21 protein-coding genes are annotated in these 20,982 nt (G+C 45.1%); 10 read left to right on the top strand and 11 right to left on the bottom strand.

Features of this window, described 5'->3' with window-relative positions; translation table 11 throughout:
- The first annotated feature begins 120 nt into the window (after positions 1–120).
- The 5 genes from sreA to sreC are packed head-to-tail and all read left to right on the top strand — an operon-like array spanning position 121 to position 5,628.
- Positions 121–2,964, top strand: a complete 2,844-nt coding sequence (sreA, locus tag THERU_RS06470) for a sulfur reductase subunit SreA (RefSeq protein ID WP_025306465.1) — start codon at positions 121–123, stop codon at positions 2,962–2,964.
- Entirely contained in the window at positions 2,961–3,518 is a 558-nt protein-coding gene (locus THERU_RS06465; RefSeq protein ID WP_025306464.1) for a Uma2 family endonuclease, read from the top strand. The genes sreA and THERU_RS06465 overlap by 4 nt, the downstream gene beginning before the upstream one ends.
- Before the next feature lie 2 nt (positions 3,519–3,520).
- The gene (locus tag THERU_RS06460; RefSeq protein WP_025306463.1) at positions 3,521–3,910 is read left to right on the top strand and encodes a CZB domain-containing protein; all 390 of its coding nucleotides are present in this window, start codon (positions 3,521–3,523) and stop codon (positions 3,908–3,910) included.
- 2 nt (positions 3,911–3,912) lie between these two features.
- Positions 3,913–4,611 carry a sulfur reductase subunit SreB gene (gene sreB / locus THERU_RS06455; protein ID WP_025306462.1) on the top strand — a complete coding sequence of 233 codons (699 nt, stop codon included), beginning with the start codon at positions 3,913–3,915 and terminating at the stop codon, positions 4,609–4,611.
- A gap of 3 nt (positions 4,612–4,614) precedes the next feature.
- Positions 4,615–5,628 carry a DmsC/YnfH family molybdoenzyme membrane anchor subunit gene (sreC, locus tag THERU_RS06450; RefSeq protein WP_025306461.1) on the top strand — a complete coding sequence of 338 codons (1,014 nt, stop codon included), beginning with the start codon at positions 4,615–4,617 and terminating at the stop codon, positions 5,626–5,628.
- A gap of 24 nt (positions 5,629–5,652) precedes the next feature.
- Here the strand turns inward: sreC and THERU_RS06445 are convergent, their stop codons facing one another.
- On the bottom strand, positions 5,653–6,672 hold the full coding sequence (locus THERU_RS06445; RefSeq protein ID WP_025306460.1) for a succinate--CoA ligase subunit alpha: 1,020 nt from the start codon (positions 6,670–6,672) through the stop codon (positions 5,653–5,655).
- A gap of 12 nt (positions 6,673–6,684) precedes the next feature.
- The gene (locus THERU_RS06440; protein WP_025306459.1) at positions 6,685–7,974 is read right to left on the bottom strand and encodes a succinate--CoA ligase subunit beta; all 1,290 of its coding nucleotides are present in this window, start codon (positions 7,972–7,974) and stop codon (positions 6,685–6,687) included.
- Positions 7,975–8,078: 104 nt separating this feature from the next.
- On the opposite strand from THERU_RS06440, the gene THERU_RS08575 reads away from it, so the two are divergent.
- On the top strand, positions 8,079–8,210 hold the full coding sequence (locus tag THERU_RS08575) for a zinc-binding dehydrogenase (RefSeq protein ID WP_245565811.1): 132 nt from the start codon (positions 8,079–8,081) through the stop codon (positions 8,208–8,210).
- A 97-nt stretch (positions 8,211–8,307) separates the two neighbouring features.
- Here the strand turns inward: THERU_RS08575 and THERU_RS08370 are convergent, their stop codons facing one another.
- Complete coding sequence (locus THERU_RS08370) at positions 8,308–8,757, bottom strand: mechanosensitive ion channel family protein (protein WP_051402161.1); 450 nt, start codon at positions 8,755–8,757, stop codon at positions 8,308–8,310.
- A 487-nt stretch (positions 8,758–9,244) separates the two neighbouring features.
- Between THERU_RS08370 and THERU_RS06430 the strand changes: the two genes are divergently transcribed.
- Genes THERU_RS06430 through metF form a run of 4 tightly spaced genes read left to right on the top strand, consistent with a single transcriptional unit; the run spans position 9,245 to position 11,836 of the window.
- Positions 9,245–10,315 carry a DEAD/DEAH box helicase gene (locus THERU_RS06430; protein ID WP_245565810.1) on the top strand — a complete coding sequence of 357 codons (1,071 nt, stop codon included), beginning with the start codon at positions 9,245–9,247 and terminating at the stop codon, positions 10,313–10,315.
- Between the two features lie 22 nt (positions 10,316–10,337).
- On the top strand, positions 10,338–10,631 hold the full coding sequence (locus THERU_RS06425; RefSeq protein WP_025306457.1) for a GYD domain-containing protein: 294 nt from the start codon (positions 10,338–10,340) through the stop codon (positions 10,629–10,631).
- Between the two features lie 4 nt (positions 10,632–10,635).
- Complete coding sequence (locus THERU_RS06420) at positions 10,636–10,971, top strand: hypothetical protein (protein ID WP_025306456.1); 336 nt, start codon at positions 10,636–10,638, stop codon at positions 10,969–10,971.
- Positions 10,943–11,836 carry a methylenetetrahydrofolate reductase [NAD(P)H] gene (gene metF, locus THERU_RS06415; protein ID WP_025306455.1) on the top strand — a complete coding sequence of 298 codons (894 nt, stop codon included), beginning with the start codon at positions 10,943–10,945 and terminating at the stop codon, positions 11,834–11,836. Before THERU_RS06420 ends, metF begins: the two co-directional genes overlap by 29 nt.
- Before the next feature lie 258 nt (positions 11,837–12,094).
- On the opposite strand, the gene THERU_RS06405 is transcribed toward metF, so the two are convergent.
- From THERU_RS06405 to THERU_RS06370, 8 genes are all read right to left on the bottom strand, one after another.
- On the bottom strand, positions 12,095–13,501 hold the full coding sequence (locus THERU_RS06405; RefSeq protein WP_025306453.1) for a hypothetical protein: 1,407 nt from the start codon (positions 13,499–13,501) through the stop codon (positions 12,095–12,097).
- A gap of 120 nt (positions 13,502–13,621) precedes the next feature.
- Entirely contained in the window at positions 13,622–13,861 is a 240-nt protein-coding gene (locus THERU_RS06400; RefSeq protein WP_025306452.1) for a hypothetical protein, read from the bottom strand.
- Positions 13,858–14,718 (bottom strand): 16S rRNA (cytosine(1402)-N(4))-methyltransferase RsmH, encoded by an 861-nt coding sequence (gene rsmH, locus THERU_RS06395; RefSeq protein WP_025306451.1) that lies wholly within the window; start codon positions 14,716–14,718, stop codon positions 13,858–13,860. The genes THERU_RS06400 and rsmH overlap by 4 nt, the downstream gene beginning before the upstream one ends.
- Positions 14,696–15,307 carry a ribonuclease HII gene (locus THERU_RS06390; RefSeq protein WP_025306450.1) on the bottom strand — a complete coding sequence of 204 codons (612 nt, stop codon included), beginning with the start codon at positions 15,305–15,307 and terminating at the stop codon, positions 14,696–14,698. The genes rsmH and THERU_RS06390 overlap by 23 nt, the downstream gene beginning before the upstream one ends.
- On the bottom strand, positions 15,307–15,681 hold the full coding sequence (gene rplS / locus THERU_RS06385) for a 50S ribosomal protein L19 (RefSeq protein WP_025306449.1): 375 nt from the start codon (positions 15,679–15,681) through the stop codon (positions 15,307–15,309). The genes THERU_RS06390 and rplS overlap by 1 nt, the downstream gene beginning before the upstream one ends.
- 37 nt (positions 15,682–15,718) lie before the next feature.
- Positions 15,719–17,500 (bottom strand): SulP family inorganic anion transporter, encoded by a 1,782-nt coding sequence (locus THERU_RS06380; protein WP_025306448.1) that lies wholly within the window; start codon positions 17,498–17,500, stop codon positions 15,719–15,721.
- Between the two features lie 132 nt (positions 17,501–17,632).
- Positions 17,633–17,989 carry a DUF190 domain-containing protein gene (locus THERU_RS06375; protein WP_025306447.1) on the bottom strand — a complete coding sequence of 119 codons (357 nt, stop codon included), beginning with the start codon at positions 17,987–17,989 and terminating at the stop codon, positions 17,633–17,635.
- On the bottom strand, positions 17,986–20,982 hold the full coding sequence (locus tag THERU_RS06370; protein WP_025306446.1) for a DUF2309 domain-containing protein: 2,997 nt from the start codon (positions 20,980–20,982) through the stop codon (positions 17,986–17,988). The genes THERU_RS06375 and THERU_RS06370 overlap by 4 nt, the downstream gene beginning before the upstream one ends.

Raw genomic sequence — 20,982 nt, 5'->3', positions numbered from 1 at the left:
TAAAGGAGTCTGCTTAAATATTTTCCTACCAATGTATAAGAGAGGCTTATAAAATTATAAGAGAGTTGAAAGTAAAAAAGGAGAAAGGCTTATAAACTTTTATGTTCAGGAGGTTCCGTTATGGACATAGGCGGTAGCTTTTACGACAGGAAGGCCTACAGCACTTGCTATATGTGCGCCTGTAGATGTGGTATAGAAGTATATGTTAGAAACAACAAGGTTGCATACATAAAGGGAAATGACGCACACCCCACCAACAAGGGTGTTTTGTGTGCAAAAGGTTCGTCGGGCATAATGAAAGAATATAGCCCCGCAAGGCTCAGAAAACCTCTTTTAAGGGTAGGACCCCGTGGCTCAGGGCAGTTTAAGGAAATAGAATGGGAAGAAGCCCTTCAGATCGCAACCCAATGGCTGGAAGAGGCAAGGAAGAAAGGTCCCTACAAAATTGCCTTCTTCACAGGAAGGGACCAGATGCAGGCTATAAATAGCTGGTTTGCAAGCCAGCTAGGAACCGTCAATTGGGCGGCGCACGGTGGCTTTTGCTCGGTAAATATCGCTGCAGCAGGGCTTTACTCTATAGGTGGTTCCTTCTGGGAGTTTGGAGAGGCGGACTTTGAAAACACCAAATACTTTATGCTGGTGGGTGTGGCAGAAGACCACTCCTCCAACCCATTCAAGCTTGGCATTCAGGAGATGAAACGTAAGGGTGGAAAGTTTGTGGTGGTAAATCCCGTCCGTTGGGGCTACGGTGCGGTAGCTGACGAATGGGTGCCCATAAAGCCGGGAACGGACGGCGCCTTTTTCCTCGGCATAATGCATGTGCTATTTAAGTACAATCTGGTAAATTGGGAGTTTTTAAAAGAATACACAAACGCACCATGGCTTGTTATTCAAGCACCCGGCACTTCAAAGGATGGTCTCTTTTACAGGAACTCAGAAGGCAAACCCATGGTCTTTGACAAAAAGAGCCAAAGCTTTAAGCCTGCAGACCGCATCGTCCCAGAGGACTTGGACCCTGCCTTTATTGGAGAATTTACCACTCCCGAGGGCTACAAGGTCAGACCCGCCTTTGATATATTCGCAGAAAGGCTTGTGAAAGATTACTCCCCCGAAAAGGTAGAAAAGATCACTGGCATCCCCGCAAAGGATATAGAAAGGATCGCCAAAGAGATGGGCACTATAGCCCTCTACCATCCCATAGAGATTCCAATAGAATGGACCGATGTTTGGGGCAGAAAACACAAAAAGTTCATAGGAAGACCCGTCTCCTTTCACATAATGAGGGGCATAGCGTCCCACACCAACGGTTTTCAGACCGCAAGGACTGTTTTTATGCTCATGATGATGTTGGGGGTGGTGGATGTGCCCGGAGGCTTTTTGAACAAGCCCCCGTACCCCAAACACATAGAAGACCTACCAAAACCCTACAAAATCACTAGACCAGACGAAATAAAGTATGGAGAAGTGTATCCAGGACCCCACCTTGGATATCCGCAGAACCCTGATGATCTCTTGGTGGATGAGAAAGGAAACCCGGTTAGAATAGACTGGGCATACAGCTGGTGGTTTCCACTTACCGCCCACGGGCTTATCCAGAATGTGATTCCCGCCGCATACCAGCAAAATCCCTACGGTATAGAGGTTTTGATGATCTACATGGCAAATATGGCTTGGAACTCCTCCCAAAACATACCATACATCATTCAAGCCCTTACCGCCACAGACCCTGCAGGAAACTACATAATTCCCAGGATTATCACCATAGACGCCTTTTACAGTGAACAGGTAGCATACTCAGACTTAGTTCTACCCGACGCTACCTACTTGGAGCAGTGGTTTGCTTTGTCTTTGCTTGACAGACCCCCTTCTGCAGTGGATGGACCTGTAGATGCCCTAAGGCATCCCATTATAGACCCCAAAGCTAACGGTTACGATGTGATGGGTTGGGGTGATGTAATGGTAGAGCTTGGTTCAAGGCTAAAGCTTCCGGGTTTTGTCAATCCGGATGGTTCAAGGAAATACAAAGATTTCAAAGACTTTCTTATAAACTGGCAGATAAGACCGGGCGTGGGTGCTCTGGCGGGTTGGAGGGGTAAAAACGGAGACAAGCACTTTGTGGGAGAACCGAACCCCAACCAGCTTGAGATGTACATAAAGAATAAGGGCTTTTTCTACTACAAACTGCCAGAAAATATGAGATTTTACAGGCATGTTAACAAAGACTACCAAGAGTGGGCGGTTAGTGTGGGCTTCCTTAAAAAGGTGGCACCAATAATCTTTAACTTTTACCTTGAGACCTTGCAAACCTTCAGGCTTGCGGGTCAAGGGCTCTGGGAAGGTAAAAATCAACCACCCAACGACCCTATACTCAGGGACAGGTTAGTCAAATACTTTGACCCACTACCCTTCTGGTATCCACCCTTTGAGGAGGAGGTCTCTGGTAAAGACTATCCTCTCTATGCCTTTACCCAAAGACCCCAGTGGATGTATCACTCCTGGGACTCTCAAAACGCATGGCTAAGGCAGATATCCACAAGGAACTACCTTTACATGAACCCCAAGACTGCAGAGAAGCTTGGCATAAAGCACTTGGACTGGGTCTGGGTAGAGTCAAGAATCGGCAAGGTAAAATGTCAGGTCTTTTTAACCAACACCACAGAACCCAACTCTGTATGGACTTGGAACGCCATAGGAAAGATGAAAGGTGCTTGGGGACTAAAGCCCGAGGCGGAGGAAGGGCATCAGGGCTTTCTGCTAAACCATGTAATTCCACACAGCATCAATATAGGCGGAAGGGAGATTTACTACGGAGACCCCATAACCGGACACTTGGCGTGGTTTGACACAAAGGTAAAGGTTTACAAAGCAGAGGACCAAACGCCAGAGACTTATCCGCAGTTTGAAGTTGAACCACTGGATTACATCAAAGAAAGATGGGTGAAGGTGTTAAGGTATAAGCCATGAAAGTTCTCTCGGAAGAAAGAAAATACACCGTCCAAGACTTTGAAAGGCTTCCAGAAGGACCGCCCTACTATCAGCTCATAAATGGGGAGTTGATAAAGACCCCCACCCCTGAGGTTATACATCAGAAAGTGGCAGGAAGGCTCCTCTATCTTCTCCATAAACTTGAGAAAGAAACAAAAATGGGCACTGTAATTCATTTAATAGACCTCTATCTTGACGAGAAGAATGTTTTTCAACCGGATATAGCGGTCCTTCTTAAAGAGGGCAAGGCAAAGGTTGAAGAAAAGGGCATATTTGGACCTCCCGATGTGGTGGTGGAAATTCTCTCTCCCTCCACCGCTTACTACGACCTGATTGTGAAAAAGGAGGTTTACGAAAGGGTAGGAGTAAAAGAGTATTGGCTTTTAGACCCAAATAGAAAGACCTTTGAGATTTATAAGAACACAGAAGACGGTTTTAAACTTAGTTCCCAAGCAAGGGAAAAGGGAAAGGTTTTCTCGGAGATTTTAGGTATAGAAATAGACCTAAAAGAAGTCTTTGAAGGAGGTGTATAGAGATGCCGTCTACAGTATTAAAGGAGCTTGCTAACAAAGTGGGTATTTTTATTTCTCACCACGATACTTATGTATCTAGATTAGAAAGGGCCATAAAAGATGGTGAAGAGTTTACCCACAAAACTTGCCATGAATGTAATTTTGGTGTAGAGTGGGACAGTACGGTGGTACCTGTAAAGAGTGAGCTTCCTGAGGAAGTAAGGACTTTGGTGGACGAAATAGAAAAAATTCATTGCGAGTTTCATGGAATTAGCATGCAAATAGACCCCAAAAATCCTCAGCCCTCAGACGAGGAAAAGCTTAATAGAATGAGAGAAATGAGCAACTTATTGCTTCGTAAGCTTTTAGCCTTAAAAAGGCTTTTATCAAAAAGGCTTGTAAAGGAGGAGTAACCATGCCCCAGTATGCGTTGGTAATAGACCTAAACACATGTGTTGGTTGTCATGCTTGTGCTACAAACTGCAAGGAGTGGAACACACAAGCTTCCTTTGGACCCCTATCGGACTTTGATCCCTACGGCAGGAACCCAAAGGGTGTTTGGTATAACCGCATCATGACCTACGAAATGGGAGAATTTCCAGATACGCAAGTTTTCCACCTTCCCAAGTCTTGCCTACATTGTCAGGATGCACCATGCGTACCCGTTTGCCCAACCGGTGCCAGCTACAAAAGGGAACAGGATGGCATAGTGCTCGTCAATTACGACGATTGCATAGGTTGTAAGCTTTGCTCTTGGGCTTGCCCCTACGGTTGTAGGGAGTTTGACGAGGCGGACAAGGTAATGAAAAAATGCACACTGTGTATAGATAGGATATACGACGAGTCTTTGCCACCGGAACACAGAAAGCCTGCCTGCGTGCTAACATGCCCTGCAAAGGCAAGGTTCTTTGGAGACATAGAGGATCCAAACAGCGAAGCCTACAGGATGATAAAGGAACGCAACGGCTTTGTGCTATTCCCAGACATGGGCACAAACCCAGCCAACCATTACCTCCCACGGACCGAGACCAAGGTTCATGTGGATGAACATCTTTTAGAAGCAGAAAACCCACTTTTCCTTGAGGTGGTTAGAAGACACTATAAAGGAGGTTGAAGGATGCATCCACCACTTTCCTTGATTTGGTTTTTTTTGACTGCGGGTATCTCCATTGGGCTCTTTAACTTTACCTACTTTATGGAATTTTTGACACTCTTTGGTAAGGATACTGCCCTACCCAAGCATATGGTGTTGATATCCAACGTTATATCCTTGGTGCTTATAGGTCTTGGTGCCATAGGTGCCAGCTTTCACTTAGGCCACAAGCTCAGGGCATGGAAGGCCATAAAGAGATTTCATACCTCTTGGCTTTCGCGGGAGGCGGTCTTTAGCGGAGCTTATGGCTTTACCCTTCTGATCTTTGCCCTTTTGAGGTTCTTTGATCATACGGGCTTTTGGTATCACTTCTTTGGCATAATAACTTTCATCCTTGGGTGGCTGAGCGCCTTCTCTACAGCCATGATTTACGCATCCAACAGGTTTGTCCTGGAGTGGAATACTTCCATCTCTGTGCTTTACTATTTGAACATGTATCTAATGTTAGGCTCCTCTGCCTTTTTGGCTTTGACTTACTTTTATCGCAAAGAGTTTGTGGGAACGTACATATTCTTGACGTTTCTCTTCTTGGCTTTGGGGCTTGCCTTCAGGCTTGCCTTCAACATAAGGCAGTTTTACATAAAAAGACCTACCATTAACGAAGCCCTGAACCTTCCACACAACAGACCCATAAGGGTTTTGGACACCGGTACTACAACGGATAATTACTGCACAGAGGAGTTTTACTACAAAAAAGGTAAGGAGCTGCTTCCCAGCATTCTTCCCTTGGCATACATTCTTACCTTCATAGTCCCTCTGTTTTTTGTGCTTTATATGTGGATCACTGGCAGGGTGGATTACAACTTTATAAAATTTACTTTCCTCTTTATTGTGGTAGGTAGTGCCTTAGAGAGATGGTGTTTCTTTGTAGAAGGTAATCATGTGCAGAACCTCTTCTATGGTCTCTATCCAGAAGAAGGATACACTCTAAGAAAGGGTTACATGGAAAGAAAGAAAACGAAGATCTCTTACAGATAAAAGCGGGGGCAAAGCCCCCTTTTCTTATCCTACAAATTTGCAGGTTTCTTCGTCTATGGTAGAATAAAGAGGTTTTACCTTTCCACCGGGAGTGGTGTCTTCAAAGTCCCTTGGAACTCCAAGTTCCTCTATGCAATGTACCAGTTCGTGGTAAAACTCTGCCACCTTTACAAGTCCCGTCTCTTTGCCCACTTCGTTGAACATCCTGATCTTGTCGGTAGCCTTACCTTTGCCCCTTTCCACTATAGCACCAGCGTGTCCAAAGGACACACCTTCCAAGTTCTCCTGGAACCTTCCAGCCACAAAGGCAGCAACGGGCTTGTTCCACTTGCCTTCTTTGTACAATCTTAGGATTGTTTCCGCAGCTTTCTCTTCATAAGAGCCACCCACCTCTCCCTGAATGATCACACCCTTCACCTTAGGATCGTCGGCTATTTTTTCTAACACATCCGCAAAGGTGGTGCAAGAGATCACGTCTCCACCGAGGGCAAGCGCCATATAAACACCCCACCCTCTTCTTTTAAACATCTCCGCAGTGGTGGTAGTAAGTCCACCAGACTTGGACAGGATCACAAGACCACCCGGTGCGTATGCTATGGTCGGGTCCTTTCCACCTATGGCACCTATCCTTGCAGGAATTTCAGGCACAATGCAACCTAAAGAAGTGGGTCCAACTATGATTACATCCCTTTCTTTGGCATAATGGTAAAAATACACCGTATCTCTTATGGGCACATGCTCCGTTACTATGTATATAAGCTTGATACCTGCGTCTATCAGCTCAATGACTGCATCCTTTACGGATGTGGGTGGTACATAGACAAGTCCCGTGTTTATCTCGGGATGTTTCTGCAGGGCTTCCTTTACAGTGTTATAAACAGGCTTGTTTGCCACCTGAGTGCCACCCTTCCCGGGTGTAACGCCAGCCACCACAAAGCCCGGATAGAGAGCTTCCGATTCGGTGACCACTTGAGACGCTTCCCTTCCGGTAATACCCATTACTATTATCCTTGTGTTCTCGTTAAGATAAACTGTTCCCTTCATAGTTTCTCCTCCTTAAATACCTAAGTCTTTCGCTTGCTCTTCTGTTAAGGTCCCCTCTTCCTTCTTGGAACCTTGGCACTTATCCAAAAGCTCCTTTAATCTTATTGGTGCTTCCGTTAAGGGCAGTGTGGAATCGTAAATTTCCCCTTTTACACCGCACTCTCTGAAGGCTTCATAGAGCATTCTCAAGCCCTTTTCCGCTTCCGGACCGTTCCTGCGGACCACCCATATCCAGTTGGGGTCCAGCTTGCCCTCCTTGTAGAGGTCCCTTATGGCGTTGGCTACGCCTTCTCCAAGGGTGACGTCTATTCGTGTGTTGTTGGCAGTTCCACCGCACACCAGCACACCCCTTATACCGGGCTTGGAGAGGATGATGCGGGTGATCTTATACATCTTCTCCGCCGGTGGGTTGCCACCAATGTCGGTAAAGTTAGCGGGCTTTAAACCAACTGCGTAGGCGGTCTCTATGGTTACGGTGGAGCCACCACCTCCAAAGGTCATCATGGCTATGTCGCCATCCATTTCCACATAGGAACCTGCCTTACCTCTATGGTCATCCCTGTCTATTAAAGAGGCCTCTATTTCCCTTTCTGTAGGTGGTCTCTTTAGGGCTGTCCTCAGGCCATATATCTTGGCGGGTGGCACTGACGCATCATCGTCAATGATCACCACCGCATCCAAAGCTAATACCTTTTGCTTACCATCCACATCGCATATAGCCAAGGGGTTAATCTCCAAAAGCCTCGCTTCCACCTCCCAAAAAGCCTTCCACATGTTGGTTATAACTTCGGAGAGTTCCCTCAAAACACCCATAAACTCCTGAGGAAAGTTCAGCCCCAAAAGATAGTTCCTTACCATGTGGGGATAGAGCCCCTTGATAGGATCTATGGGCCAGCTCTTTACCTTCTCCGGTGGCACTTCCTCTATGTCCATACCGCCCTCTAAGCTAAGGGTCAAAACGGGCGCCCGCACTTCTGTGGAGTAGGTGATGGATGCGTAAAGTTCCTTAAGTATGTTTGCCTTTTCGCAAACTATAACACCAACGGGCATTTCGCCATACACGGGGTATTTCAGAAGAGCTTCCACCGTTTCCACACCTTCTTGGGGAGTTTTGCACAGCTTGACCGCCCCAGCTTTACCCCTTTTGCCCACCAGCACCTGAGACTTTACCATGCACTCACCCAGTTGGTTGATAAACTCTACCACTTCGTCGTTCAGATGGTCTGTAAATATATACTTGGGAGTAGGTATGCCATACTTTTTGAAGATCTTATCGTAGGCTTCGTATTCGTACAGGTTCATACTCTACCTCCGTCAAAAAGTTATGATAAAAATTATAACTCAAAACTTTATTGCTTTAGGCGGACATAGATATAAGGTATGTTTTTGTTAGGGAAATTGAACTTTTGGGTGTTTACATGGGACCAAGGGCAGACCTCTTTAAGATCACCGAACTCTTTGAGAGGGGGCTTTTAAAGTCAGTGGTGGACAAGGTTTGTGACCTCAAGGATGCCCAGGAAGCCCACAGATACTTGTAAAGCTCTAAGCACTTCCTTTTTATAAACTCGTGGCGAATAAAAAACTGACTGTCTGGGTTAAGAACTCTGAGCGTGATGTTTAAGGTGATTCCAAGCTCTATAAAGGCACTGTAGCGCACAGAGGGCTCAAAGCTTGGGTCCGCACCTCTGCTTTTTCAAGGTCCGAAGAATATGGGATCACAACGGAAACTGTAATGTTCATTGAGGGCGTTGGTTTTCCGTAGTTTATTACTATGGAGTTAACCAAACGGGAGTTTGGCACCACCACAAGGTTGTTGTCCCTCCTCCTAATGACTGTGTTCATCCATGTTATGTCTTCCACATAACCTTCTTCACCGTTTTCTAACCTAATAAAATCTCCCACTTCAATCTGTCTGCTGGCAATTAGGTTAAGCCCGGAAAAGATGTTAGAAAGCGTGCCCTGAAGGGCAAGGGAGACCGCAAGTCCAGCAATGCCCAGGGTAGTTATAAAATGGGCTACCTGAATGCCAAAATAGGACAGGAGGGTTATAACACCCAAAATAAAGACGAACAGTTTAATTATCACAAAGACAATACCAGTTCTGGGAAATTTTAAGTTTGCCTTTGAAATATAAACCTGTAAAAGTTCAGGAAGTAGATTAGAAAAAACGAGGTTATAGAAAGGATCAATAGGGATATTAAAACCTTTTCTACTACCGAGGAGTACCCCGAAAGTTGCCCAGGGTTGAGCTCTACCGTAAGGTAAAGGCTAATAACAATTGCCCAAAACAAAGAGGGCAGACGGAGTACCCGAAGGAGCATTACCGCATAGTCTTGGGAAGATCTTTTTATAAAGCCAAAAAACAGACTCCTAACTAACAGCAAAACTAACAGCGATCCCAAGAATATCAAACCGCTCAATAAAAGTTCCTGCCTCACCATACAACCCCCTCCTGTAAAACACTCGTGCAAAAATTATAACTCAAAACCTTATTGCTTTATCTTCCTATTTAGGCTTATAATTAAGGGTGGAGGTTTTTATGGAATTTGATTTTTCGCAACTGAGCGAACCAGTGAGGAGGGCGCTTAAAGATTTGGGGTTTGAGAAACCCACACCTATACAAAAGGAAGCAATACCCTTAGCACTCAAGGGCTACGATATTTTGGGACAGGCGGCAACGGGCACAGGCAAGACCGCAGCCTTTGGCATACCCATAATAGAAAAGGTAAAAAAGGAAGAGGGTTTAAAGGCGCTCATACTTACTCCCACCCGGGAGCTTGCCATTCAGGTAAAGGAACAACTGCAAGAGCTTGCCAAGTATAAGGGTCTGAGGGTATCTGTCTTTTACGGTGGAACACCCGTGGCGGGCAACATTGAGTTTTTAGCAAAATACACCCACAACATAGTGGTGGGAACGCCCGGCAGGATCAAGGACCTTATAAACCGTTCCGCTTTGGACCTTAGCAATGTTTCTTACTTTGTCCTTGACGAGGCGGACCTTATGCTTGATATGGGCTTTATTGAGGATGTGGAGGAGATAATTTCCCATATCCCTACCCAAAGGCAAAGTTTTATGTTCTCCGCCACCATACCAAGGCAGGTGGAAGAGCTTGCGAGAAAATACTTAAGGGAAGACTACAAGTTGGTGAGAGTGATAAACGCTGAACTAAAGCCAAAGATAGAGGAAAGGTTAATAAGGCTTAGCTCTCCTGCGCAAAAACTTTCAGAGTTGGAAAAGCTTCTAAGGGAACATCTTTTGGAGAAGGTGATCATCTTTGTTAAAACTCGCAAGGATGCAAAGGAATTGGCAGAAAAGCTAAAAGCCAAGAACTTTAAAGTGGTTGCCTTGCATGGAGATATGACCCAAAGGCAGAGGGAAAATGCCCTTAGGCTCTTTAAGGATGGGAAGGTAAGAATTGTGGTGGCTACCGATGTGGCATCAAGAGGATTAGATATAAAGGGTGTAGGTGTGGTGATCAACTACCATATACCCGAAGACCCAGAGGTATATATCCACCGCATAGGTAGAACTGGAAGAATTGGGAACTACGGGAAAGCTTACAGCTTTGCAACGCCCGAAGACAGCCGGGCACTGTGGAGGATAAAAAAACTTAAGGAAAATCAGAAAAGCTTAGGGTTATAATTTAAATTAAGGAGGTGGTGCCATGCCAATATTTGTAATGCTAACCACATTAACCGATGAAGGTATGAAAACCCTAAAGCACAAGCCCGAAAGGATCAAAGAGGTGGATAGGGAGGTGATGGAAAAGTTTGGAGTTAAGATCATCGCCCAGTATGCTCTGATGGGACCCTATGACTTTGTCAATATCATTGAAGCGCCCGATAACGACACGGTGGTAAAGATGGCAATAGAGCTTGGCTCCAGGGGAACCATAAGGACCCTTACCATGCCCGCCATAGAGGTGGAAAGGTTAATAGAGGACCTCAAGAGCCTATAAGTTTATGCGCCACGCCCTTGAGCTCTTTTTAAGCGTAGCAAAGGAATATACTGACCTTACCTTTGGAAGGAGTAAGGACGAGCTCATAAGCAGGTCCATAAAAGCCCTGAGGGCTCTTAGGGAGGAGGATTTAGAGAAGGTAAAGAAAAACAAGGAACTTAGCTCGGGCATTGAGGCTTTTTTGGAAAGGTTTGCTAGCTTTGTTAAAGAGCATCCGGAGGATGTGGAAACCCTTATAAAGCTTTTAAGTTTATTCATAAAGTCTCCCGTTCCGTGTAAAATAAGGCTAATAAACTTTTCGGAGGTGCTCATTGAAGATCGGAGAGCTTCTCAAGAGTGAGTTCAGCATATCCTTTGAGTTTTTTCCTCCAAAATCTCCCGAGGGAGAGCAAGAACTCTTTGAAACCATAAAGGAGCTTGAAGCACTCAAGCCTACTTTTGTGTCGGTTACCTATGGAGCAGGTGGGAGTACTCGGGACAGAACAAGAAGGATAGTTTATAGAATACACACAGAAACAAAGCTCACCGTTATGGCACATCTAACTTGCATAGCCCACTCAAAGGAAGAACTTTTGGAGATCCTTCAAGACTACAAAAACATAGGCATTGAAAACATATTAGCCCTCAGGGGTGATATGCCAAAGGGAGATTTCCAGGCTCCAAAAGGTGCTTGCAAGTATGCGGTGGAATTGGTAAAGTTTATAAGGGAAAATTTTGACAACTTTTTTTCAGTGGGTGTTGCCAGCTATCCAGAAAAGCATCCCGAGTCTCCCAACATGGAGTGGGAAATAAGGTTTTTCAAAGAAAAGGTCTTGGCAGGTGCTGACTTTTCCATAACTCAGATGTTCTTTGATAACTCATACTATTACAGGTTTGTGGAAAGGTGTCATAAGGAAGGCATAAACATACCCATAATACCGGGCATTATGCCCATAACCAATTTTTCCCAGATCAAGAAGTTTGCCAGCATGTGCGGGGCAACCATACCACAGAGCTTGGTGAATATCTTGGAGCCCTACGCGGAGGATCCGGAGGAGACCACAAAAAGGGGTGTAGAGTTTGCTATAAAACAGTGCGAAGACCTAATAGCCAACGGTGTTCCCGGGCTTCACTTTTACACCCTCAACAAATCAAGGGCAACTCTGCTTATCTACCAAGCCATAAAGCACCTTATACCGCCTAAGGTCCTATCGAGGCTGTTCTAAAAATCCCTTATCGGGACCGTCCCCCCAGCCTCTAAGGGAACTAACCCTTTCCCTACTTTGTCCCACGCTCCCTTGCGGGAGGAGAGGAATGTCTTCCTCTCAAGAACAGGGAAAATGAGGGCTACCTTCAGAACCTGCCGGGCAAGATTCCTTCCACTGGTCCCACAACGGGCATCCAGCAAGCTCTGAAAGCTTTGCACAGGAAAAATTATATCACTTCTCAAAAACTTTTCCTCAGTTCGTATTTTCAGAACAGTATCAAGGTCCTATCTGTCTGAGGAAAGGTGGAATCTCTTCCATTTTTGTCCAACCGCATTCCTCCAAGATCATATCCACGGTTTCTTCACGCTTTCCTGTCTTTTGAGAGGCATACTTTATAAACTCTGCCCTTTTGCCCTTAAAGTTTTCTATCTCTTCCTCAGAGACCTCTGGAAGCCTTGATGTTATCCTCTGCTTGACGATTTTCCAAGCGGTAGTGTTGCTATAAAGGTCAAATTTTTTGTCTTTTACTGTTATCTTGGCGGTTAGTTCCTTAAGAAATTCCAACCTTTGGGGATCTATAGTCAGTATAGCCTCCGCCATGAGAGGGTCTGCGGTGTAGAAGATGCCAAAAAGCTTTCCTAACACCCTCCTGTGGGTTAGAATTATCCTATCAAGGATCAACTGAACATCCTCCTCCACCTTTTCGTATATGAGGTCGTAGTAGTTTAGTGTTTCAAGCTCAAGACCTCCAATATGCCTTATGAAGTTTGCCACGTTCCCATAATACAACTCCTGCCTTTCTTCCTCCACCTTTTCTTCTACCGCCTGCGTGCTTCCGTAGTCAAGGACCACATCCGTATGCACGGGTGGCATTATGTGATAAGTTTCCGATTCCCAGCCTGCTTTGCGCAGAATTTGCTCCGCACCGCTCTCATCAATGTTTAGCCTTTCCATAAGCAACCTCTTTAGTCCCTCTCTGTCCTTTCTGTATTTGTCCAATTCCTCATCAGGAATATCCACATCCACATAGACGAACTTTTCTGTACCGTTTTCCTTTATGAATATGTTTTTCCTGCCCCTTATGTGCCTTTTTATGAATGCCCACTCCTCGTCGGTCATAATGGGTTCAGGATGCCACAGTTTGGACATTTCCTCTTCAAGCTCCAAGTAAGGCACCGATTCATACCATGTGGCGTTGTTGAGCTTCATCTCTATAGATTCCCTGCTCTCTCCCGTCTTTTTCATCACATAGTCTATGAACTCTTTTCTTTTGAACTTAAAGCTTTCTATTTCGTTTAGAGTCAGCTTTGGGAAAAGTATTCGGAGTTTATACTTTATAAAGTCCCAGTTGCCAAAGAGGTTTTTGTGCTCCAGGGCTTCGTATTGGTATGGGTTAGCCTTGAGAAAGTCAAAGTAGTATCCTATGAAGGTTCTGACCCTTGGGTCTGTAGTGGCAAGGATTTTGATAAAATCTGGATCGTAATACTCTATTACTTGAAGTAGCCGGGCTATGTTGAGCTTTTTTATGTTTTCAATGTGGCAGAGTTCTGCCCGGTATTCGGGTGGAAGATTCATGGCACAATACTCGTTCATAACATCCATTTCCCGCTTTAGCATACTGCGAAAGAAGGCGAGCTTTTCCCTCCTGCTTAGGTTTTGTTTTTCTAAAAGTTTTTCTATCATGGCTATTCCCTCCTCAGAAGATAAAAATAATTCACCTATTGAGCTCTCACCATGTCTTAAATCAACATCGCCTTGTCCGAATTATTTAGCTATCCGCTCCGCAAAGCCTGACAACGCTGTTTAATCCACAAAACCCACCTTTCCCCAATCTACGGGAACAAAGCCCCTTTCAATGCTCCACTTCTTTGCCTTCGTGTAGTTGATTAGATTGGCATACTTTACCTTCAAAAGTAGGTTTCTCTCGGATTCTTTCTTTAGTTCCATGGTTTTTTGCACGTACTCCCTTGAGAACTTTATGGCGTAGGCAGAGTACAGAAGGTTAAAGGCTATGAGAAGGACAGACAAAACTATATACATCATAGCTTTTCCCCCGCCCTAAGTTTGGCACTCCTGCTGGCTGGGTTTCTCATCACCTCTTCTCTACTTGGAGTAATCGGCTTCTTGGTGAGAATTTTAAACTGAGAGGCATGCTCTTTGAAGAAATTTTTAACGATCCTATCCTCCAAGGAGTGGAAAGATATTACCACCAGTCTTCCACCCTTTCTGAGATAACGGGGAACCTTCCAGAGGGCAATCTTTAAATGCTCCAACTCTTTGTTTACTTCTATCCTTATTGCCTGAAAGACCTTTGTGGCTGGATGAATTCTTCCAGTCCTTTTTACCACAGATAGTACCACATCCACAAGCTCGCCGGTGGTCTCTATGGGTTTTTTGCTCCTTTGCAAAACTATCGCCTTTGCTATTGCCTCTGCCTTTCTCTCCTCTCCGTACTCTCTAAGTATTCTTTCCAAATCCTTCTCCGAGTATTTGTTGACCACATCAAAGGCAGTTAGCTTCTCTTCTGGGTCCATTCTCATGTCCAAGGGTTCATCCCTCTGGAAGGAAAAACCTCGTGGGCTCTTTAACTGTAGCATAGACACGCCAAGGTCAAAGAGAAAGCCATCTACCGCCTCTACGCCCTCTTCCTTTAAGACCAAGTCAAGGTCCGAATAGTTTGCTTTGTATAGGCTGAACCTTCCCTCAAACTCTTTCAGGTTTTCCTCCGCTTTCTCCAAGGCAAAGGGATCCCTGTCTATGCCTATAACAAAGGCTTGCGGGTTCTTTTCTAAAATTCTTCTTGTGTGTCCCCCAAGTCCTACTGTACAATCTACAAAAAGCCTTCCTCCGCTTCCCAGAAGTAGGTCTACCGCTTCCTCAAGCAGAACGGGAATATGCATAAAGCTCTGGCTGTCTTAAAGGTAAAAAGCTTTTTCTGTGTATTGGGGTAGGTTTTAACTCCCTCAGGACCCTCAGGTGGTCTGGGGTAGGATAGCCCTTGTTTTTGTGAAAGTTAAAGTCCGGAAAATATCCATGGTAGTGTTCCATAATCCTGTCCCTCAGCACCTTTGCCACCACAGAGGCACAAGCACAGCTTAAGCTCCTTTCGTCCCCCTTAACCAAAGGAATGCAGTTAAACTTTTCCAATTTCACATAGTCCGAGATCACCACATCAAACCTTGTTTTTAGATCCTCCAAAGCCCTCTCCATCGCTAACTTGGTGGCGTTCAGGATGTTTAGCCTGTCTATCACCGTGCTATCAACCACCGCTGTGCCTATGGCTATGGCTATTTTTTTAATATGTTCGTAGGCTTCTTCTCTCTCTTTTTTGGAGAGCTTTTTAGAGTCGCCCTTTAAAAAGGGTTCTGTGAAGGGTGGGAGGATCACCGCGCAGGCAACCACGGGACCCGCCAAAGGACCCCGCCCAGCCTCATCTACACCCGCCACCACAAGTCCCTTCTCCCAAAGGGACCTTTCAAAGTCAAGCATTACTTTTTCTTGAGTTCCCAGGGTTTGATCTCCCTTATCTTGCTTAGGGCTTCTTTACCTTTGTACTTTCTCAGGAAGTAGAGCCTTGCCCTACGCACCTTTCCATACTTCACGAGCTCTATCTTTTCAATGTTAGGACTGTAATAGGGAAATGTCCTCTCTATACCCACTCCGTAGGACTCCTTGCGGACTGTAAAGGTCTTATCTAACCCTGAGCCCCTTATTCTTATAACCACACCCTCAAAAGGCTGAACCCTTTCCTTTTCACCTTCCACTATCTTGTAATACACCCTAACTGTGTTCCCCACCTTTAGCTCGGGAAATTCCCTTTGGGGGGTGTAAACTTTTTGGACCTCTTGCAACAAACCACCCATGGCTTTACCTCCGCTTTTTAAAAGACTTAATATTATATTACAAGCTCGTTATAGGTTTGAAATCGGCGGGCTTAACACTGTAGCACTCTTTAAAGACCGCGTAGGGACAAACCTTGGCACAGTATTCATGGTCTAGCTTTTTAAACAGTTCGGTTATGGACTGACCCTTTGAGTCAAAGACAAGGTCCTCTCTAACCTTTTTGTCAAAACCAAGCCTGTCCAATATGGGGAAGACATCACAGCCAATGTTTGCAAGGGCAGGCTCTAAGCCCATCCTTTTTAGTTCATCAAAGAGCCTCATAAGGGTCTGACCACCGGTGGCATCAATGTAATTGACCGCCTCCAAATCTACCAGCACATACTTTAATGGTCTGTCTTTTTGTCTTTCCTGTGCCTTTTGGAGAATGTATTCGTAAACATACTCTGCGTTGGCATAGTATATAGACATGTTAGGTCTTATGTATAGTATCTGGGGACATTCGGGCAATCTTTCTCTTTCTGCGTTTACAAAGGTATGAGACTGGGGATTTCTTGTTAGCACCACAATACGTGGATACATGGTTTTATAGACAAAAGAGCCGAGCGATATTACAATGCCGAGGGTAAGGGCAACCCACAGGTCCATAAAGAAAACGCTGACGAAGGTTATACCCGCAATGATACCATCCATTTTATTGATTTTATATAGCTTGAAAATCTCCTGAGGTTTTATAAGGCCTATGACCGCAGAAAGCACTATGGCGGACAGGGTTGCCTTGGGAAGGTAATAGAAAGCGGGGGCTATAAGCAAAAGGGTAAGACCAATAACTGAGGCAGTTATTACGCCTACCAGGGGGCTTTGGCCACCCAGCTGAAAGTTCAGGGCAGACCTTGAAAAGGAGCCTCCCACCGGAAAGCCTCTAAATATTCCTGCCACGATGTTGGCGAGCCCCTGACCTATCAGCTCTTGGTTTGCGTCCCATCTGTCCCCCGCCTGAAAGGCTAGACGTTTAGCTATAGACATAGCCTCCATCAAGCCAACGGCAGCTACCACCAGGGCACCACCCCAGAGGGATGCCAAAGTTTCAAAATCTACTGATGGAATGTATGGACCTGGTATGCCCTGAGGCACATCTCCCACGATGGAAACACCAAAGTTTTTTAGCTGAAAGTGGTAAGATAGAAGGGAGGTTATTATAACCGCCAGCAACGCTCCTGGCACAAGAGGGTGAATCTTCCTTGAGAGCCAAATAATGGCATAGGCTAAGACTCCTATTGCCAGTGTGTATGGGTTAGCTTGCCCTATCTTTTGGATTATATCCGCAATCACGGTGTATATATGAGTAGTTTTAGCCACGCTAAAACCCAAGAAGTGCCCCACCTGAGACAGGGCTATAACCAAGGCACCCGCACTTACAAAACCCGTTATTACACTGGTGGATATGAGTTCTACAACAAAACCCAACTTAAAAAGTCCTACAAAAAACGTTATAAAGCCCACCATGAGGGCTAAGATTGCCATCAGCTCTACCCATCTTTGGGAGCCCGGTTCTGCAAGCCCTTGCACCGCAGAGGCAGACAGAAGGGCAATTATTGCCACTGGACCAGTTGCCAAAAACCTTGAACTGCCAAAGAGGGCAGCCACAGCTACCGGTAAAAAGGATGCGTAGAGCCCGTAGATGGGTGGCATACCCGCCAGCAGGGCGTAAGCCATACTCTGGGGTACCAAAACCGCTGCTATAGTAAGCCCAGCTATAAGATCCTTAATAAACTTATCTCTGTTGTAGTCCTTCAACCAAAAAAGAAAGGGTGCGGGATTGAAGTTAATGCCTATCTTCATGCTTTTCTATTTTAACACCAAACTTTTCATAGACTGAGGGTAGAATGAGTAGTGTAAGCAAAGTGGAAGTAAAAATCCCACCTATAACCACTTTTGTAGTTATGCACCTTTTGGTAAGCCCCAAAAGTTAGCTCAACTCCCTCCACCTGCGCTTGTTGATATACTACCACTAAACTTTTCTACTCTGCTTACCATAACACTGCTTACAAACACAACTCCAGAGTGCTTGTTTAGAAAAGGAGTTATGCCCTCAAGCACCGCTTCAACAAGGTTTTCTGGCATTACCGAGATAACCATCACAAGGGTATCCTCTTCGTTGAATAGGAGATGTCCTTCGTGGAAACCATGGCTACCCTTTCCGGAAAGGTTGTGTATTATAGTGTAGCCACTGACGCCCGCCCTCTCAAGCAGGTCAATTACAAAGTCTAAGTCTTCTCCTCTGACAACTATCTCTACTTTTTTCATCTCGTGAAGCTTTACGTTCTTCATACCTTTACCTCCTCCTTTTTAAGATATTCAACCCAATTGCCTTCTAAGTATCTATAAAAGATTCCGCTTTCTGGGTCAAGGATGATCACGTTAATCCATTCGTTTTGCATAAGCTCCCTTATTTTCCTTATTTTGTTGATTGCTCCTTTTGCCAACTCAAAGGGAGCCTCTATAAAAAGCGTGTACCTTACGGGTACATGGAAGGGCTTACCCTCCTTTAGCACCGTTTGGGCGGGCAGACCTGTTCTTAGGTCGCTGTAATTACCAGTCATGACACCTATTCTTCCCACTACGTTGTGATAGACCTTGCTTCCGCTACCGTAAACTTCGTTGTCCACTGTTGAAAAATAGTATTCAGAGTTTATCCATTGACCTACAACCGCTGGACCTGCCAGTATGTTTTCCAGCAAGAAACCTTTTTTATCTACGCGATAGTCGTAGGAGTGCAAGAATACTCTACCCATCAAGTTGGCGGAGCTCGTAAGGCTTCTCCTGCCTATAATGAAGGCATAGTTGCCAGAAAGACCCCACTCTGGTCTAACTTCAGACCAATCGTAGGCTTTCCTGTAAACCTCCTCCGGCTTCTTTGCATCCAAAAACTGCCCTCTTTCTATAAGGGTGAGTTCCCTGGCTCTTTCAAAGTCTTTCCTTATGTTTTCAAGTAGTGGTAGGTAGTTCGCAGGCAAAAACTCAAGGTCATAAAGGAGTATTTCATCGGTAGTGGTGTTATGGATTCCGGGTACAAACACAGTGCTTGATGGTATCTCCAATCCGTGCTTTTGGACCATTATCTGCCTTACCTCAGGGTCGTTAGCCATAATGCAGAATGCCCTTGCGTTATAAATACCTGAAGCACCACCGCAGGCACCACAATCTAAGGCGGACTCGTAAGGATTGTTCTCAGACCTGCTCCCATGTCCAAGCACAAAAACTATTGGGGCAAAGTCTTTGGTTAAACCGATGCTTTTTAGGGCTGTGGATACTAGAAATGCCTGTTCTTCCTTTGTAAAGCCTACGCTTTTAAGTCTTTCTTTGAAAAGTTCCACATAACCGCGGTCCACTTTGTACTTGCTTTTCAAAACTTCAACCGCCTTTTTCAGGTTTTCATCAAGCGTGTTCTCACTGTTTATACAGGCTTCGTACACCCGGCTTACAACCTTGTCGTCAATATCCTGCATTCCAAGGTACTCTTGCAATACTGACCTTATAACGTTAAAGTAGTAAGTCCTTGTTATCTGTTCTATTTCTTCATCCGATAGCTTATTTACCATTAAGGATGTTCTTGTGTGGTCTTTGAGGGTGAGCTCTTTAAGCTTTAGATACTTCTCTGGTAGGAAGGTCTTTCCCAAGAAGTCAAAACCAAAGGCAAGTCCTATCATCTCCACCGCCACAAAGGGTGCCAGTATGTGGTCTTTTACACCGTGGAGGACCTGGTGTATGGCTTTCTCCTTTCCTACTCCACCCTTTTTGTAGGGCATCTCAAAAACCACATTTTTTGGAATTACTATCACAGGACACAAAAACTCTTCGTGCCCTTTTTGAAGGTTTACTAAGGCAAAGGGAACACCAAAAAAGCCTGCTATACCGTAAGTTTGATACCTTCCTAAGCTCTCAAGGTTCCTCCTGAAACGCTCAGAACGTACATCTATACAGAACAGAGCTTGAGCAAGGGGCTTTTCTTGCGTCTCTTGGGATAACCTTATGGACTCTATCAGGTTCTCTATGTGTGTATCCTCAAGGGCCCTGAGGCATATGTAACCTTCTTCCTCTTTGAACTTTTCATAAACTTTTACCAGTTCAAGGACATGCTCTGGGCTGATGCTGTTTATGTCTATGCCTACCTTTTTCGTCCAGTTTGCCAGAAACTGATAATAGCTAAGCGTTAGAATTTCCGCCTTTGCTTTTGTGTATTCTTCTACTTTTTCGTGAGGCTTCTTTAGATAATCCCTTATACGATCCCAGAGTTGGGGTGGGCATCTCTTTGTGGCAAGCTCGTATTTAAGGTAGGCTCTGGCATAGTCCTTGCTTAAAAACTCTTCCAATGCCCTGTAGGTAGGTTCAAAGGGAAGGTCCTTTTTGTTGGCATCTATTACCGCCTTGGCTATCAAAAGTCTTATGGCGGTGTAATCCACAACATCAACAGGATGTACCTTTTGCCAGTAGTAAAACTTGTTGTGAGAACGCCATTTTATAAAACCCACTATACCCTTTAGACGGGCCAGTTCAAGGGTTATGTATCCCTCCCAAAGGGCTTGGGGGAGTTCAAAAGAAGTTAGCACATACTCTATGGCGGGCTCGGGCTCTTCAAAGGATTCCACCATTTCCTTTAAACCCTTCCCTGCCCATAAGAAGAACCTTAGGTTCCTCTTTGCGAGCTCTCTCCAAGCTTTGTAAAAGCCCGCACTCCTACCGGGCATGTCTATGGTGGATTGTCCTTCGTCCAAAAAGTCAAAGGCTGTCTTTATGGTGAGCTCGTCTATGGTCTGGGAAAGGTCCTTACCGGTTAGTAGTTTTATGATGTCCTGTATTGTATGCTTTAAACCTATGGATAGCAAAAGCTCCCTGCACACTTGGGCTGGGTCCTCTGTAAAGTGTTCCAATAGGGCGTTCATTGTATCCTTGTTTATCTCCCCCTTGTATAGGTTGTTTAAAGTGGGCTCCTTTATGTCCTCAACCAAAAGGGTAAAAAGCAGTTCTTCGTAGGGAAGGTCCGCCTTAGGTTCCACAAAGGAAAGGAACCTTCTTATGCCTTCCCTTAGAAACCGTTCCTTCATGTAGCCTTTAGAATAAAGTTCTCTGTAGTCCTCCCTTTTGAGATAACCCCTGCCTCCAAATAAAAGCTCTCCCTCTTTTAGGGCGTCCTTAAAGGGTTTATTTTCAAACTCCCTTAGTGGATTCCGGGTTATGAAAGTTCTCATAGGCCAAAAATATGCTATCGGTTCAGCAGATATATTTACAAGAGACCTTATGTACAGCTTTCTTCCCTTTTCCAT

Origin of the sequence: Thermocrinis ruber (assembly GCF_000512735.1) — a bacterium.
Classification (GTDB): domain Bacteria; phylum Aquificota; class Aquificia; order Aquificales; family Aquificaceae; genus Thermocrinis; species Thermocrinis ruber.
This window is presented reverse-complemented; position numbering and strand designations above follow the sequence as displayed.

Bases quoted from the DNA above. Each gene is read 5' to 3' on its own strand.
- THERU_RS06400 (WP_025306452.1), bottom strand. From the start codon at position 13,861: ATGATGTATATAGTTTTGTCTGTCCTTCTCATAGCCTTTAACCTTCTG.
- THERU_RS06460 (WP_025306463.1), top strand. From the start codon at position 3,521: ATGCCGTCTACAGTATTAAAGGAGCTTGCTAACAAAGTGGGTATTTTT.
- sreB (WP_025306462.1), top strand. From the start codon at position 3,913: ATGCCCCAGTATGCGTTGGTAATAGACCTAAACACATGTGTTGGTTGT.
- THERU_RS06380 (WP_025306448.1), bottom strand. From the start codon at position 17,500: ATGAAGATAGGCATTAACTTCAATCCCGCACCCTTTCTTTTTTGGTTG.
- THERU_RS06405 (WP_025306453.1), bottom strand. From the start codon at position 13,501: ATGATAGAAAAACTTTTAGAAAAACAAAACCTAAGCAGGAGGGAAAAG.
- THERU_RS06420 (WP_025306456.1), top strand. From the start codon at position 10,636: ATGCGCCACGCCCTTGAGCTCTTTTTAAGCGTAGCAAAGGAATATACT.
- THERU_RS06440 (WP_025306459.1), bottom strand. From the start codon at position 7,974: ATGAACCTGTACGAATACGAAGCCTACGATAAGATCTTCAAAAAGTAT.
- sreA (WP_025306465.1), top strand. From the start codon at position 121: ATGGACATAGGCGGTAGCTTTTACGACAGGAAGGCCTACAGCACTTGC.
- rplS (WP_025306449.1), bottom strand. From the start codon at position 15,681: ATGGGTGGTTTGTTGCAAGAGGTCCAAAAAGTTTACACCCCCCAAAGG.
- sreC (WP_025306461.1), top strand. From the start codon at position 4,615: ATGCATCCACCACTTTCCTTGATTTGGTTTTTTTTGACTGCGGGTATC.
- THERU_RS06375 (WP_025306447.1), bottom strand. From the start codon at position 17,989: ATGAAGAACGTAAAGCTTCACGAGATGAAAAAAGTAGAGATAGTTGTC.
- THERU_RS06390 (WP_025306450.1), bottom strand. From the start codon at position 15,307: ATGCTTGACTTTGAAAGGTCCCTTTGGGAGAAGGGACTTGTGGTGGCG.
- THERU_RS06465 (WP_025306464.1), top strand. From the start codon at position 2,961: ATGAAAGTTCTCTCGGAAGAAAGAAAATACACCGTCCAAGACTTTGAA.
- THERU_RS06445 (WP_025306460.1), bottom strand. From the start codon at position 6,672: ATGAAGGGAACAGTTTATCTTAACGAGAACACAAGGATAATAGTAATG.
- THERU_RS06425 (WP_025306457.1), top strand. From the start codon at position 10,338: ATGCCAATATTTGTAATGCTAACCACATTAACCGATGAAGGTATGAAA.
- THERU_RS06370 (WP_025306446.1), bottom strand. From the start codon at position 20,982: ATGGAAAAGGGAAGAAAGCTGTACATAAGGTCTCTTGTAAATATATCT.
- rsmH (WP_025306451.1), bottom strand. From the start codon at position 14,718: ATGCATATTCCCGTTCTGCTTGAGGAAGCGGTAGACCTACTTCTGGGA.